The organism is Nocardia mikamii NBRC 108933, assembly GCF_001613505.1.
GTDB lineage: Bacteria > Actinomycetota > Actinomycetes > Mycobacteriales > Mycobacteriaceae > Nocardia > Nocardia mikamii.
In genome coordinates this window covers 127,354-140,975 of the sequence record NZ_BDCM01000014.1, presented here as the reverse complement: position 1 = coordinate 140,975, position 13,622 = coordinate 127,354, and the positions used below count along the sequence as shown (strand labels likewise).

Genomic DNA, 13,622 nt, shown 5'->3' with positions numbered 1-13,622 from the left:
GAAGATAATCGAGTCGGAGAGGACTCGAATGAGCGATTCCCATAATGAAATTCCGATAACACCGGAGGCATTGGAGCAGCTTTCGGAGGAACTCGACGCTAGGATGCCCGATCTCCTGGACGAGGTCCGTGATCTGCTCGCTGCCGAGTGGCCCGACTACGCGCGCTATCTCGACGACCATCGCCCCGAGGTGGCCGAGGTCGGCGTGCTGTTCGTCCATCGGTTGCTGGACCTGGCCGAACACGGCCCGCGCACAGGCGATTCCGCTGGTGAGGGTGTTCCGCCGCCGACGCAGCTGGTCTTCGAACAGGTCGGCCGCCAGCAATTGCAGGACGGCGCGGACCTGTCGGATCTGCTCGGCGCGTACCAGGTCGGCGCCCGCGCGGCCTGGCATCACGTCGCGGAAACGGCACTGAAACTCGACCTGGGACCGGAGGTGCTCGCGGTGCTGGCGGAGGCCGTTTTCGCCTTCGTCGACGAATTCTCCGCGGCCTCCGCGCACGGTTATGTGCTCGAACAATCCGCATCCAGCGCGGCCCGGGAACGTCATCGCGAGGAATTGGCGGAAATGTTGCTTTCCGGGCGTTCCGACACCATCGGAATCCGGCTGGCCGCCGAGCGCGCGGGCTGGCAGCTGCCCCCCGAGGTCGCGGTGGTGCTCGCCGATCCGGCCGATGCGCGCTCCTGCGGGGTCGTGGAACATCTCGGCGGTCACTGCCTGCCGATCCGGCGCGACGACGCGGTCGGGGCGATCGTGCCCAGTCCGATGCTGGGCGGGCGGATCACCCGGCTCGTCGCGGCGCTGCGGGGCTGCGACGCGGTGATCGGTCATCCGCTCACGCTGGACCTGCTGCCGACCGGTATGCGGATCGCTCGCACCGCGCTGCGATTGCGCAAGGCCGGCGTGCTGTCCGGATCGCCGGTGGTGGTCGCCGACGAACTCGACACCATCATCGCCAATCGCGACGAATGGCTGCTGGAAACGCTGCGAGCCCAAGTGCTGCAACCACTTCGGGAGTTGCCCGACGGTAAGCGCGACCGGCTGGTCGAAACGCTGCGCAGCTGGCTGTGGCACATGGGCGACCGGCACGCGGTCGCCGACGATCTGCACATCCACCCGCAGACCGTGCGCTACCGCATGGACCGGCTGCACGATCTGCTCGGAGAACGCCTGGATTCGCCGCGCGAGCGGGCCCGCATGTATCTGGCGCTGGTCTGGGATCAGCCGCACGGACGAGCCGGGTGAGTGGAGTACGCGGATCTCAGCCGGCCAGCGCGTGCGCGACGGCATAGCCGAGCAGTGCGGCGCCCAGTCCGGCGATCACGCTGATCATCACGTTCATCGCGGCGTAGAACACGGCGCGCTGTTCGAGCAGCCGGACGGTCTCGTAGCCGAAGGTGCTGTAGGTGGTGAGCGCCCCGCAGAATCCGGTGCCGGCGAACGCGAGCACCGGACTGCCGGCCGCACCACCGGTGAGCGCGCCCAGGATGAGGCAGCCGACGATGTTGACCGTCAGCGTGCCCCACGGAAACAGGCTGTCGTGGCGCGCCTGAACGAACCGGTCGGTGAGATAGCGGGCCGGGGCACCGAGCACCGCACCGGCGAAGACCAGGACGACGGTCACCGCGTCTGTCCTCGAATCCCCTTGCGAAGCACCGTCATTCGCGTCACCGTCACCCCGGCGAGCACCGCGAGCAGCGCGCTGAGCAGGGTCGCGGCCAGATAGACGAACGCCGTCACGGCCGAACCGGGTTGCAGCAGATTGCGGATCTCGACGGCGTAGGTGGAGAAGGTGGTGAACCCGCCCAGGAATCCGACCCCGAGGAAGGGCCGCACCAGCCGATGCGCCGGCCACACCTCGGTGATCAGCACCATCAGCACGCCGATGGCCAGGCAGCCGAGCACGTTCTCGGTGAAGGTGCCCCACGGGAACTGTCCGGGGCGGGTCGGCAACAGCTGGGTCAGGCCGTAGCGGGCCAGACCGCCCAATCCGCCACCCAGCCCGATCACCGCCGGCACGGCGCCGTGTCCGCGCAGCAGTTCGCGGCGCTGAGACGGGACGTGCGGATCGATATCGGGATCGACCGGCCGGTCGGCGGATGCGCCGGGCCGGGGCTCCTCGCGGCGTAGTTCGGTCAACGACGGACTCCTACTCGAACACGAACATGGCGGTACCTCGAGTAGGGACTGTTGGCGATCGTCCGATCACGGTTGCTCCGGCCGCTGGGCCGAAGTGGCGAGCCCCACCGCCACGTCGGACAGGATAGCGAATCCGGCCGGCCTCGCTCACACCCGCGACACCGGAGCACCTCCGGTGTCGGCGACCAGCGGCGCCAGTGCGGAGGACCGCATACGCGTCACCACCGCGGTGGCCGGGCGGGCCAGCAGCAGACTGACGGCCGCGGCGACCGGAATGGCCAGGATCGCCGAGGCCACGACGTCGTGCGGATAATGACCGCCGACGTAGACCCGGCTGAAGGCCAGGGCGACGGCGAATACCGCCGTGATCCAGCCCAGCCGCCGATTCAGCAGATACAGCGCCGCGACGGTCGCCGCGGCCGTGGTCGTGTGGCCGCTGGGGAACGAATAGTCGCTCGGCACCGGACACGCCTCGATGATGTAGGCGGTCGGCACGCCCCGGCACGGGCGCGGTTCGGCGACGATCACCTTCACCACCTCGGCGACCAGATAGGCGATCACCACGCTCACCGGAGCCAGCAGCGCCAGCGCCATCGACCGGTCGTCGCGGCGGCGGGCCTGCCACCAGCCGATCACCATCAGCACCGCGAACACCGCCAGACCGGCATCGGTCAACCACAGCATCGTGTCGTTGAGCCACCGGGTGTGGTCGGCGAAATCGGTGATGGTGGTGAACAGCGGCCGATCGAATCCGGGGCCGCCGGATGCCATCGGGGCCGGGGAGGGGGTCGTCAACGCATATCCGATCTGGTCTGCCCGGAACGCCGGGGGAGGATGGGAAACGTACTGCGATCATTTCTACCGTGTTCGCCCGGTGGGCACGGTTTCGACCACTGCCGTCGACCTCCGCGTCACCTCGATCACGTACGGGGCCGCTGTGGTTCGCGGCGGATGCCGGACCGCCCCGCCCGGTGCCATACGCTGGCCGCATGACCGAGTCTGCTCCCACCACGCTGCGCATCGGCTACGTCCCGGGCGTCACCGTCGCCAAGTGGGCGCGGGTGTGGGCCGAACGCTTCCCCGACATCCCGCTCGACGTGATCGCGGTGCCGCAGGCTCAGCAGCGCGAGGCCCTGGCACAGGGCCGAGTCGACATGTGCTTCGTCCGGTTGCCGATCGAACGCGAAGGGCTGCACGCGATTCCGCTCTACCACGAGGTCGCCGTGGCGGTGGTGCCCAAGGATCATCCGATCGGGTTGTTCGACGAGGTGAGCCTGGCCGATTTGGACGGCGAGCGGATGCAGGACGCGACCGATCTCGACGCCGTGGGCGACACCGTCGAGTTGGTGGCCGCGGTCGGCGGGGCGGCGGTGGTGCCGCAGTCGCTGGCGCGCCTGCATCATCGCCGCGACCTGATCTATCGTCCGCTCACCGATGTCGATCCGACGCAGATCGCCCTGGCCTGGCCGATCGAGGACGCGGTCGAACTCGCCGAGGAGTTCATCGGCGTCGTGCGGGGCCGCACGGCACGCAGTTCCCGGACCACCGGTGAACGGGATCGGCGCGGCCGGCTGGATTCCGCCACACGCGCCGAAGGCGTTGCGGCGCAGCGCGGCAGGAGCCGGGGCGAGGGTGGTGCGAAACCGGCCGCGCGCCGGGGTGGCGCGCCGAAACCGGGGCGGGCGGGCAAGGCCGGCGGCCCCCGGAAACGACGCGGCCGCTGAGGCAGAACCTCAGCGGCCGGTCGAACCAGGCTGTGCGCGAAGCGGATTCAGCGCGGCTTGCGCTGGATGATCGAATCGCGGATCAGCACGGCCGCCAGCGCGACGGCGAAACCGATCAGGAAGATGTATCCGGTGTAACCGGTACCGGAGGTGTGGCCCTGCTGGTTCTCGAACAGCATGGCCAGCAGGATCACGACGACGACCCATCCGGCGATACGGAAGGTGCGCCGCGATTCACCACTCCAGCCCCAGGCGGCGGAGGGAACCTCGGCGGGATCGACCTTGGTGACGACGCCGGCGCTCTTGGCGGGTTCCAGTTCCGTGGCGGCCACGTTCGCTCCCATCATTTCCGTGTGCGCTGCGGCTCGCGTGCGCGGAGTACGCCGTGAGGTCCGCAGGTCGTGAAGGTGTCTGTCGAGAATATGTTTGCATACGACCGGCCGTCGTAGCCAGCGGGGTGACGCCGGCGGCGATTCACCGTGGACAATGAGTGCGTGTCCGACATCGTGAAAGTTCTGCTGCTGGGCAGCACCGGCTCCATCGGCACCCAGGCATTGGAGGTCGTCGCCGCCAATCCGGACCGATTCCAGGTGGTCGGACTGGCCGCGCGTGGCGGCAATACCGACCTGCTGGCCGAGCAGATCCGTGCCACCGGTACCGACAACGTGGCCGTCGCCGATCCGGCCGCGGCCGCGAAACTCGGTGTGGCCCTGGCCGGTCCGGACGCGGTGACCGAACTCGTGCGCCGCACCGACGCCGACGTGGTGCTCAACGCCCTGGTCGGCGCGCTGGGGCTGCGGCCGACGCTCGCGACCCTGGAATCGGGGCGGCGCCTGGCACTGGCCAACAAGGAATCGCTGGTCGCGGGCGGCAGCCTGGTGACGCGGGCCGCAACTCCCGGGCAGATCGTCCCGGTCGACTCCGAACACTCCGCGATGGCGCAGTGCCTGCGCGGCGGCCGCGCCGACGAGGTCGCGCGGCTGGTGCTCACCGCCTCCGGTGGCCCGTTCCGCGGCTGGACCGCCGAGATGCTGGAGTCGGTGCGCCCCGAGGAGGCCAAGGCCCATCCCACCTGGTCGATGGGTCTGATGAACACCCTCAATTCGGCCACGCTGGTGAACAAGGGCCTCGAACTGATCGAGGCGCACATGCTGTTCGGCATCGACTACGACAAGATCGACGTCACGGTGCATCCGCAGTCGATCGTGCACTCGATGGCGACCTTCACCGACGGCTCCACCCTCGCCCAGGCCAGCCCGCCGGATATGAAACTGCCGATCGCGCTGGCGCTGGGCTGGCCGGAGCGGGTCCCCGGCACCCTCGCGCCGATCGACTTCGGCACGGCGTTCACCTGGGAATTCGAACCGGTCGACACCGAGGTCTTCCCCGCGGTCGAACTGGCTCGCGCGGCGGGTAAGGCCGGCGGCAGCGTCACCGCGGTCTACAACGCCGCCAACGAGATCGCGGTGCAGGCGTTCCTCGACGGTGTGCTCCGATTCCCGGATATCGTGCGCACGGTCGCGCGCGTGGTCGAGTCGGCCGACCGCTGGGCCGTCGAACCCAGTACCTTGGACGAGGTGCTCGCGGCGGATGCGTGGGCGCGACAGCGTGCGCGCACGCTCGTGAGCAACTGATTCAGGAGGGTTCCATACCGCATGGGCTTCGCGATCGGATTCGTGCTGTTCGCCCTCGGCATCACGGTATCGGTGGCGCTACACGAATGTGGCCACATGTGGGCGGCGCAGGCCACCGGCATGCAGGTGCGCCGCTATTTCGTCGGCTTCGGGCCGAAGGTGTTCTCGTTCCGCCGCGGTGAGACCGAATACGGCCTCAAGGCGCTGCCGCTGGGCGGTTTCTGCGATATCGCGGGCATGACCGCGCTGGACGAGGTACCACCCGAGGACCTGCATCGCGCGATGTACCGGCAGGCCACCTGGAAGCGACTGGTGGTGATGTTCGGCGGCATCGCGATGAACTTCATTCTGGGCTTCCTGCTGATCATGCTGCTCGCGGTGGCCTGGGGGCTGCCGCGGCTGGATTCGCCGCCCGCCACCCAGATCTACCCGGCCGGTTGTGTGCCCGCGCAGAACCCCGACGGGTCGATGCAGAAGTGCACCGGTCCCGGCCCGGCCGAACGCGCCGGATTGCGGCGCGGCGATCTGGTGACCGCGATCGACGGCAAACCCGTCAAGACCTGGGACGACTTCCGTTCGATCACCGAGAAGGCGAGCGGTCCGGTCGTCTACACGGTGAAGCGTGACGATCGGACGCTGCAGATTCCGGTGACCCCGGAGCGTGTGGCGACCTATCCGCTGAAGTCCACGGACAGTTCCGAGCGGGTCACCACGCCGGTGTACGTGAGCAAAGTCGGTGTGGCACAGGACTTCTACCTGCCGGTCAAACACAACATCGTCTCCGCGGTGCCGGCCTCGGTGGCCTTCACCGGGGACATGTTCGGCCGCACGTTCGCCTCGCTGGCGCAGATGCCGAGCAAGGTGGTCAGCCTGTGGCACGCGGTCACCGGTGGCCAGCGCGATGCCGATACTCCGGTCAGCGTCTACGGTGCCAGCAAGATCGGCGGCGAAACCGCCGAACACGGGCTGTGGGGTGCGTTCGTGCTGGTGCTGGCCAGCCTGAATTTCTTCCTCGGCGCCTTCAACCTGCTGCCCCTGCTGCCGCTGGACGGCGGCCATATCGCGGTGGTGATCTTCGAGAAGCTGCGCAACATGTGGCGCAACCGCAAGGGCCTGCCCAACGGCGCTCCGGTCGACTACATGAAACTGCTGCCCGCCACCTACATCGTGGTGGTGATCGGCGGTGCGTACATGATCCTCACGCTGGTCGCCGATATCGTGAACCCGATCAAGCTGTTCCCGTAGCGGGATCGCCGACGGCGGCGCCGCCGCGATCAACGGCGCCGGCGAGGAGTCCGGGCCGAGCACCAGAATTCGCGAGGGACCGACGAGGGCATAGGCGAGCAGCACGACGATGGTGGCGCAGAGTGCGGCGTAGGCGGTAGCGCACGCCCGGGCCTCAGTGGGCCCGGGCACGCAGCGGCGCCACCGCGACCGCGGCGTTCAACGGCTCCGGCGGTGTGCTGCGGCGAATGTGCCTGCGCCGCAACGCCTTCTCCGCCTCGACGGCGATCGGGATCAGCAGCGACCAGCCCAGACAGGCCAGCCACTGCCCACCCGTCAGTGACGTCGTCATCAGCAGGTCCTGCAGAAATCCCAGCTGCACGGCCAGGACGGTGACCACGACCGGTATCGACAGAATCTTCAGGGCACCGAGAATCGGTGCGGTGAAACCGGATTCGGGATCGCGGCGCATCGCCAGCCCGGCCAGGACCGACCCCAGCGACAACACCACGAAGGTCGTCGTCATCGGCACCGAGGCGGTGTCGGTGCTCATTTGGCCGGGAGCCAGCAGCATGGCGGCGAGGGCGACCGCGAACTGCAGTACCCCGTAGATCAGCCACTGTGTGAACGCGGTCCGGTTGGCGACCGGCATCGCCGGGTCGCGGGGCGGTTTGTTCATCAGATTCGGTGGCGGGGGGTCGGTCATGATGACCGCGACCGGGAACAGCGTGATGAAGAAGTGCTGGAACAGCACCATCAGCGGGGTCAGCGCGACGCCGTGGTTGATGTCGAAGATACTGGCCACCAGGAACAGCAGTACCAGCGAGAACAGTTTCGACATCTGGTACCGGATATAGGACACGATCTTGTCGTAGATGCTGCGGCCCAGGCGAATCGCGGTGATCAGGGTCCCGAAGTTGTCGTCGGTGAGCACCATCTTGCCCGCCTGCTTGGTGACCTCGCTGCCCGAACCCATCGCGACGCCGATGTCGGCCTTCTTCAGGGCGGCGGCATCGTTGACCGCGTCACCGGTCATCGCCACCACCGCGCCGCCACGTTGCATCACGTCGGCCAGTCGCAGTTTGTCCTGCGGGGTCACCCGGCCGAACACATGCAGCCTGGGCAGCGCTTCGGCCAGTTGCTCGTCGGTCATGGCTTGCAGTTCCGCGCCGCCGACCGCCCCCGGCCCCAGCCCGAGTTCGGCTCCGATCGCGGCGGCGGTGATCGCGTGGTCGCCGGTGATCATGCGGACGTCGATCCCTGCCTCGTGCGCGATGCGCACCGATTCGACCGCTTCGGGGCGCAACGGGTCGATGATGCCCGCCATGCCGACGAAGGTGAGATTCTCGACCATCGACATGGGGTCGGCCTGTGCGGCGTCCTCCTGGCCGTCGAGGATCCGGGCAGCGAAGGCCAGTACGCGAAGTCCCTTCTCCGACATGGTGCGCATCGCGTCGGTGATCTCGGCGCGCGCCTCGTCGACCGGCACCTCGGTGCGGCCCGGGCGGTAGGCCTCGGCGCAGCGGGCCAGAACCATATCGGGTGCGCCCTTGACCAATTCGACGAAGCGAGTTCGATCGTCGACGCGCAGGTGGTGAAAAGTCGCCATGAATTTGTAGGCCGAGTCGAAGGGCACCGCGGCGACGCGCGGGTAGTCGCGGCGAGTGAGCGGAGCGTCGATGCCCAGTTTGGCCGCCAGTACCACCAGCGCCGCCTCGGTCGGATCGCCGACCACCTCACCGGTGTCGGACACGGTGGCGTCGCTGTCCAGGCACAGCCCGTAGGCGAGCAGGGTGAAATCCGGGGTGCCCGCACCGGCGGCCTCGGTGACGGTTCCGTTCTTGCTGTAGCCCTCTCCGGTCACGCCGTACCACCGGCAGTGGAAGAACAGCGAGCGCACCGTCATCTGGTTCATGGTCAGGGTGCCGGTCTTGTCGGAGTTGATCGCGCTGGTCGCGCCCAGTGTCTCGACATCGGTGAGGTTCTTGACCACCGCTTTGGCGTCGGCGAGGCGGCGGGCGCCGTAGGCCAGCATCGCCTGCACGAACGTCGGCAGCCCGGTGGGAATCGCGGAGACGCCCATCGAAATGCCCAGCAGCAGTACCGCTGTCACATCCTGGCCGCGCAACGCGCCGATCAGCACGATGATCGCCACCGCCGTCCACGCGATCACGCCGAGCAGTTTCGTCAGCGAATCCAGCTCCCGCTGCAGCGGTGACCTCGACGGGGCGACCGCGGACAGCATGGACGCGATCCGGCCCATCTCGGTGTTCATTCCGGTTTCGGTGACCACCATGGTGGCGGTTCCCCGGGTGATCGACGTGTTCTGATAGACCATGTCGACGCGGTCGCCGAGCGGCACGTCCGCGGCGGCGAGGGTGCCGGGATCCTTGGCGACGGGGGCGCTCTCACCAGTGAGCGCCGCCTCCTGGGTTTCCAGGGTCGCGGAGGTGACGAGCCGGCCGTCGGCGGGGACGATATCGCCGGCTTCGAGCTGGACGATATCGCCGGGGACCAGCTCGAGCGCGTCGAGCTGGATCAGCGCGCCGTCGCGCAGCACCCGCGCCTGCGGCGACTGCATCTTGGCCAGTGCGTCCACACTCGCGCGCGCCACAAGTTCCTGCCGTGTGCCGAGCACGACGTTGAGCACGACCAGCGCCGCCACCACGACGGCGGTCGGGATCTCGCCGATGACGACGCTGACCGCCACCACCGCGATCAACATCAGGTTCATCGGATCCCGGAGCTGTCGCAGCGCGACGGTCCACGGGGCCGGTGCGGGCTCGGCGGCTATTTCGTTGGGGCCGTAGCGTTTACGTCGCTCCTCGGCCGAGCCGGTGGTGAGTCCGGCGTGCCGGTCCGAGGACAGCGCGGCCACTACGGTGTCGGCGTCGCGGGCGTGCCAATCGGCCGGTTCGGAAGCCGGCGGACCCGCCGACGGGCTCTGTGGCACCGCGCGTGTGGCCGCCATAACGCTCGTCTCCTCAGATGACCGTCACTGTGCGGGCGCCGCGCGCACGGGTGCGAGACGAGGGCGCCGCTGTTCCCGCCGGTCGGATGCTGATCGCTTGCCTCGCCGCCTTCTCGACGAGCAGAGGGACGAAGTCGTGTACTCGCGCTTCGGAGAAGCGCTTGTGGATGCCGCGCACGATGAGTTCTATGTCCCCGGGCGGGACGGACGGGTGGCTGGCGATCAGCCGCTCGATGACTTGTTCGACCTGAATCAATTCCTCATCGCCGGTCATCGGTCTATCGTCTGCCCGACGGCGATGGTCGTCAAGGCACGAATCGGGCGCGAAATTCGGCCGCGGCTTGTGTTTTCGTGGTTCGTCATATCCGTGGCCCTTGCCCATCCCGCGGTATGCCTTCTGAGCTGCGGTATTCGGCACCGGATGCGGAGTTCGTCGCGATCGGCTGCCGCCGAAGTGGATCGGAGTAAAGGGCTCGCATCCTGCCGCGATCGGCGAATCGTGATCGGATTCCGGCTCCTTCGATTGTGGGCGAAGAAACGGAAATTCAATCGCCCGCATCGGGTGCGATGGTAATCCGAGAGCGAATATTCGAAAAGGAGGTGACATTCCCCTCTGGCACCCCCGGAGGTGATGGTACGGCGCGTCGGGGGCGGTGGTGTTCGGCGAATCTCGCCGGTGCGCGCGACGCGAATCGTCAATTAGCGATCCAGTTGCCGATGGCTGCGTCGGCAGGCTGGTTCGATGCCGCCGCCCGGCGGTGCGCGGACGGTTCCCTAGCCGCGAGCGAGGATGTCGCGCAACACGGTTCGGCACAGATGGTCGGCGCGGCGGGTGGTCTCCGGCTGCCGGTACTTCGGCGCGAGCGCGAGGACCTGGGCGCATGCGGTGTCGAGGGAGATGCGATGGCCCACCGACACGTACACCGGTTTGATCCCGGGCTGGGTGCGCAGCGCCCGCCCGACCACCTCGCCGTCCGCGGTGACGGCGGTGACCGAACCCCGCGCGGCATCGGGAACGTCGCATTCACCCCACACCGTCTTGGCGACGCCGATCGACGGCAGGCCGGTCAGCACCCCCAGGTGACACGCCAGCCCGAAGCGCCGCGGGTGGGCGATGCCCTGGCCGTCGCAGACCAGCAGGTCGGGCGTGGTCTCGAGGCGTTCCAGCGCGGCCAGGGTGGTCGGCAGTTCCCGGAACGCGAGCAGGCCCGGCACGTACGGAAACCGCGTCGTGCCGTGGGCGACGGCGGTGTCGACGGTCTCCATCGTGTCGATATCGAGGACCACGACGGCGGCGACGACCGCGCCGGACTCGTCGTAGGCCGAATCCAGGCCCGCGACGGTGCGAAATCGCGGCGGCCGCGGGTCGTGGGTGAGCACCGAATCGCGCAATCGTTGCTGCAGTGCCGCAGCCGCTTCCGGGTCGGCGGGCAGTTCCGGAGTCATCGCCAGGCGCACGGTCAGCGCCGCCCGACACGTGGTCGTGGGATGTACATCCGGTGAATCCTCCTGAACGCGACGGTGGGTGCCGGCCTTCGGCCGGTCCACGGTAACTACATCGTCATCCGAGCGAAAAGCCCCGGCTGACGGGCAATATCAGGGAGCTGGGGGCACCCAGGCCGGGCAGCGGTGCGGTCCTGGTCACAGTCGTTTCCGGCGGCCGAAGACCGTGAGCGCGCCGGCCATCGGCCGGGGTGTCGGTGCTCTCACAGGTCGTTCCCATACCGCCCGCACTAGACTCGGCAGCGAACGGGTGCACCAGACGCAGACGAAAGTAGGCAGCCGAACGTGAGCACAGCCATCACCCTGGGGATGCCGGCCGCACCGGCGGCGGTCCTCGCACCGCGGCGCAAGACGCGTCAGCTGATGGTGGGCACGGTGGGAGTGGGCAGTGATCACCCCATCTCCGTCCAGTCGATGACCACGACCAAGACCCACGACGTGAACGCCACGCTGCAGCAGATCGCGGAGTTGACCGCATCGGGCTGTGACATCGTGCGCGTGGCCTGCCCGCGGCAGGAGGATGCCGACGCGCTGCCGATGATCGCGAAGAAGTCGCAGATCCCGGTGATCGCCGACATCCACTTCCAGCCGCGCTACATCTTCGCCGCGATCGATGCCGGCTGTGCCGCCGTGCGCGTCAATCCGGGCAACATCAAGGAGTTCGACGGCCGGGTCAAGGAGGTCGCCAAGGCCGCCGGTGCGGCCGGGATCCCGATCCGGATCGGCGTGAACGCCGGCTCTCTGGACAAGCGCATGCTCGAGAAGTACGGCAAGGCCACCCCCGAGGCGCTGGTGGAGTCGGCGCTGTGGGAGGCGAGCCTGTTCGAGGAGCACGGCTTCGGCGATATCAAGATCTCGGTCAAGCACAACGATCCGGTGGTGATGGTCGAGGCCTACCGGCAGCTGGCCGCGCAGTGCGACTACCCGCTGCACCTGGGCGTCACCGAGGCCGGACCGGCCTTCCAGGGCACGATCAAATCGGCGGTGGCTTTCGGCGCACTGCTCAGCGAGGGCATCGGCGACACCATCCGGGTGTCGCTGTCCGCGCCGCCGGCCGAGGAGGTCAAGGTCGGTGGGCAGATCCTGCAGTCGCTGAATCTGCGGCCGCGCAAACTCGAGATCGTGTCCTGCCCGTCCTGCGGACGTGCGCAGGTCGATGTCTACACCCTCGCCAACGAGGTGACCGCGGGTCTGGAAGGTCTCGCGGTGCCGCTGCGGGTGGCGGTGATGGGCTGTGTGGTCAACGGTCCGGGTGAGGCGCGCGAGGCCGATCTGGGTGTCGCCTCCGGCAACGGCAAGGGCCAGATCTTCGTGAAGGGCGAGGTGGTCAAGACCGTGCCCGAACATCAGATCGTGGAGACGCTGATCGAAGAGGCCATGCGCATCGCCGACGAGATGGGTACCGACGCCGAAACCGGCGAGCCCGTCGTCACCGTCGGTTGATCGCCGGACGCGGATAGGGGAGTGGGCGTGTCGCGCGCCGGCCGCATTCTGTCCCTGGAGCCGAGCAAAGCCCCCGCACGCAAGCGACGTTCATGGCAGGCTGGGAGCGTGCGGAGTGTGCTGGAACCGTCGCGCCGGTCACGGATTTCCGGTGCTCGTCAGCTCGCGGATCGCGATCTGGCGCAGGTGCTGGAAGTGCTGGACACCGATCCGGTGGCCGGGTGCATGGTCGCCGCGCGCCTGCAGGAATACGGTCTGGACAATCGCGGCGGTGGGGAACTGTGGACGCGGGGCACCCCGGCGGATTCGCTGTGTTTCTCCGGCGCCAATCTGGTGCCGCTGCGCGGGACGACCGACGATATGCGTGCCTTCGCCGACCGCGCGGCCCGCTGGCCGCGGGTGTGCTCCTCGGTGGTGGGCCGCCAGGAATTGGCGTTGCCGCTGTGGGAGACGCTGGAGCAGCGGTGGGGTCCGCCGCGCGAGATCCGCGCCGATCAGCCACTGCTGGCCCTCGACGGCCGCGCCCAGGCCGTCCCCGATCCGAAGGTGCGCCGCGTACGCGGTGACGAGCTGGAACGGTATCTGGTCGCCGCGGTCGCCATGTTCACCGAGGAGATCGGCGTCGATCCGCGGGCCGGTGACGGCGGTCGCGGATACCGGCGTCGCGTCGCGAGCCTCATCGAAGCCGGCCGTGCCTGGGCGCGCTTCGAGGACGGTGAGGTCGTCTACAAGGCCGAGGTGGGGGCCGTGTCGCGGCGGACCGGCCAGATCCAGGGCGTCTGGGTGCATCCGCGGTGGCGCGGGCGCGGCCTGGGCACCGCCGGGACGGCCGCTGTCGCCGATGCGGTGGTCGCGGCGGGGCGGACCGCGAGCTTGTACGTGAACTCCTACAACGAGGTCGCCCGCCGCGCCTACGCCAAGGTCGGGTTCCATCAGGTCGCGACATTCGCGACGATCCTCGTGGACTGAACGCCCGGTTCCGC

Annotated in this window: 13 protein-coding genes; 6 read left to right on the top strand and 7 right to left on the bottom strand. The window is 68.5% G+C overall.

Annotated features, from left to right (window positions below; genetic code table 11):
- Nucleotides 1–28: 28 nt before the first annotated feature.
- Nucleotides 29–1,246: a helix-turn-helix domain-containing protein gene (locus NMI01S_RS22240; RefSeq protein WP_063906082.1), complete on the top strand. Its 1,218-nt coding sequence runs from the start codon at nucleotides 29–31 to the stop codon at nucleotides 1,244–1,246.
- Nucleotides 1,247–1,262: 16 nt separating this feature from the next.
- On the opposite strand, the gene crcB (NMI01S_RS22235) is transcribed toward NMI01S_RS22240, so the two are convergent.
- The 3 genes from crcB (NMI01S_RS22235) to NMI01S_RS22225 form a co-directional block, all read right to left on the bottom strand.
- Nucleotides 1,263–1,625: a fluoride efflux transporter CrcB gene (gene crcB, locus NMI01S_RS22235; RefSeq protein WP_063000186.1), complete on the bottom strand. Its 363-nt coding sequence runs from the start codon at nucleotides 1,623–1,625 to the stop codon at nucleotides 1,263–1,265.
- Nucleotides 1,622–2,140, bottom strand: coding sequence for a fluoride efflux transporter CrcB (gene crcB, locus NMI01S_RS22230; RefSeq protein WP_063000184.1), 519 nt, complete (start codon nucleotides 2,138–2,140; stop codon nucleotides 1,622–1,624). Before crcB (NMI01S_RS22230) ends, crcB (NMI01S_RS22235) begins: the two co-directional genes overlap by 4 nt.
- 147 nt (nucleotides 2,141–2,287) lie before the next feature.
- Nucleotides 2,288–2,935: a phosphatase PAP2 family protein gene (locus NMI01S_RS22225; RefSeq protein WP_063000182.1), complete on the bottom strand. Its 648-nt coding sequence runs from the start codon at nucleotides 2,933–2,935 to the stop codon at nucleotides 2,288–2,290.
- 194 nt (nucleotides 2,936–3,129) lie between these two features.
- On the opposite strand from NMI01S_RS22225, the gene NMI01S_RS22220 reads away from it, so the two are divergent.
- The gene (locus NMI01S_RS22220; RefSeq protein ID WP_063000180.1) at nucleotides 3,130–3,864 is read left to right on the top strand and encodes a LysR substrate-binding domain-containing protein; all 735 of its coding nucleotides are present in this window, start codon (nucleotides 3,130–3,132) and stop codon (nucleotides 3,862–3,864) included.
- 47 nt (nucleotides 3,865–3,911) lie between these two features.
- On the opposite strand, the gene NMI01S_RS22215 is transcribed toward NMI01S_RS22220, so the two are convergent.
- Nucleotides 3,912–4,196: a DUF2631 domain-containing protein gene (locus NMI01S_RS22215; protein ID WP_086007267.1), complete on the bottom strand. Its 285-nt coding sequence runs from the start codon at nucleotides 4,194–4,196 to the stop codon at nucleotides 3,912–3,914.
- 162 nt (nucleotides 4,197–4,358) lie between these two features.
- Between NMI01S_RS22215 and dxr the strand changes: the two genes are divergently transcribed.
- Together dxr and NMI01S_RS22205 are read left to right on the top strand one after the other, a co-directional pair.
- Nucleotides 4,359–5,498 (top strand): 1-deoxy-D-xylulose-5-phosphate reductoisomerase, encoded by a 1,140-nt coding sequence (dxr, locus tag NMI01S_RS22210; RefSeq protein ID WP_063000928.1) that lies wholly within the window; start codon nucleotides 4,359–4,361, stop codon nucleotides 5,496–5,498.
- Nucleotides 5,499–5,519: 21 nt separating this feature from the next.
- Nucleotides 5,520–6,743, top strand: coding sequence for a M50 family metallopeptidase (locus tag NMI01S_RS22205; protein WP_063000178.1), 1,224 nt, complete (start codon nucleotides 5,520–5,522; stop codon nucleotides 6,741–6,743).
- Nucleotides 6,744–6,897: 154 nt separating this feature from the next.
- Here NMI01S_RS22205 and NMI01S_RS22200 read toward each other — a convergent pair whose 3' ends face one another.
- From NMI01S_RS22200 to nfi, 3 genes are all read right to left on the bottom strand, one after another.
- The gene (locus NMI01S_RS22200; RefSeq protein ID WP_084513166.1) at nucleotides 6,898–9,693 is read right to left on the bottom strand and encodes a cation-translocating P-type ATPase; all 2,796 of its coding nucleotides are present in this window, start codon (nucleotides 9,691–9,693) and stop codon (nucleotides 6,898–6,900) included.
- A gap of 13 nt (nucleotides 9,694–9,706) precedes the next feature.
- Nucleotides 9,707–10,252, bottom strand: a complete 546-nt coding sequence (locus tag NMI01S_RS36420; protein ID WP_369689927.1) for a three-helix bundle dimerization domain-containing protein — start codon at nucleotides 10,250–10,252, stop codon at nucleotides 9,707–9,709.
- 215 nt (nucleotides 10,253–10,467) lie between these two features.
- Complete coding sequence (gene nfi / locus NMI01S_RS22190) at nucleotides 10,468–11,139, bottom strand: deoxyribonuclease V (protein ID WP_063000924.1); 672 nt, start codon at nucleotides 11,137–11,139, stop codon at nucleotides 10,468–10,470.
- 366 nt (nucleotides 11,140–11,505) lie between these two features.
- On the opposite strand from nfi, the gene ispG reads away from it, so the two are divergent.
- Together ispG and NMI01S_RS22180 are read left to right on the top strand one after the other, a co-directional pair.
- Nucleotides 11,506–12,639, top strand: a complete 1,134-nt coding sequence (ispG, locus tag NMI01S_RS22185) for a flavodoxin-dependent (E)-4-hydroxy-3-methylbut-2-enyl-diphosphate synthase (RefSeq protein WP_439955959.1) — start codon at nucleotides 11,506–11,508, stop codon at nucleotides 12,637–12,639.
- Between the two features lie 108 nt (nucleotides 12,640–12,747).
- Entirely contained in the window at nucleotides 12,748–13,608 is an 861-nt protein-coding gene (locus tag NMI01S_RS22180) for a GNAT family N-acetyltransferase (RefSeq protein ID WP_084513165.1), read from the top strand.
- The last annotated feature ends 14 nt before the right edge of the window (nucleotides 13,609–13,622 follow it).

Excerpts from the sequence above, each read along its gene's own strand:
- NMI01S_RS22200 (WP_084513166.1), bottom strand. The coding sequence starts at position 9,693 with ATGGCGGCCACACGCGCGGTGCCACAGAGCCCGTCGGCGGGTCCGCCG.
- NMI01S_RS22220 (WP_063000180.1), top strand. The coding sequence starts at position 3,130 with ATGACCGAGTCTGCTCCCACCACGCTGCGCATCGGCTACGTCCCGGGC.
- nfi (WP_063000924.1), bottom strand. The coding sequence starts at position 11,139 with ATGACTCCGGAACTGCCCGCCGACCCGGAAGCGGCTGCGGCACTGCAG.
- ispG (WP_439955959.1), top strand. The coding sequence starts at position 11,506 with ATGCCGGCCGCACCGGCGGCGGTCCTCGCACCGCGGCGCAAGACGCGT.
- NMI01S_RS22240 (WP_063906082.1), top strand. The coding sequence starts at position 29 with ATGAGCGATTCCCATAATGAAATTCCGATAACACCGGAGGCATTGGAG.
- NMI01S_RS22205 (WP_063000178.1), top strand. The coding sequence starts at position 5,520 with ATGGGCTTCGCGATCGGATTCGTGCTGTTCGCCCTCGGCATCACGGTA.
- NMI01S_RS36420 (WP_369689927.1), bottom strand. The coding sequence starts at position 10,252 with ATGCGGGCGATTGAATTTCCGTTTCTTCGCCCACAATCGAAGGAGCCG.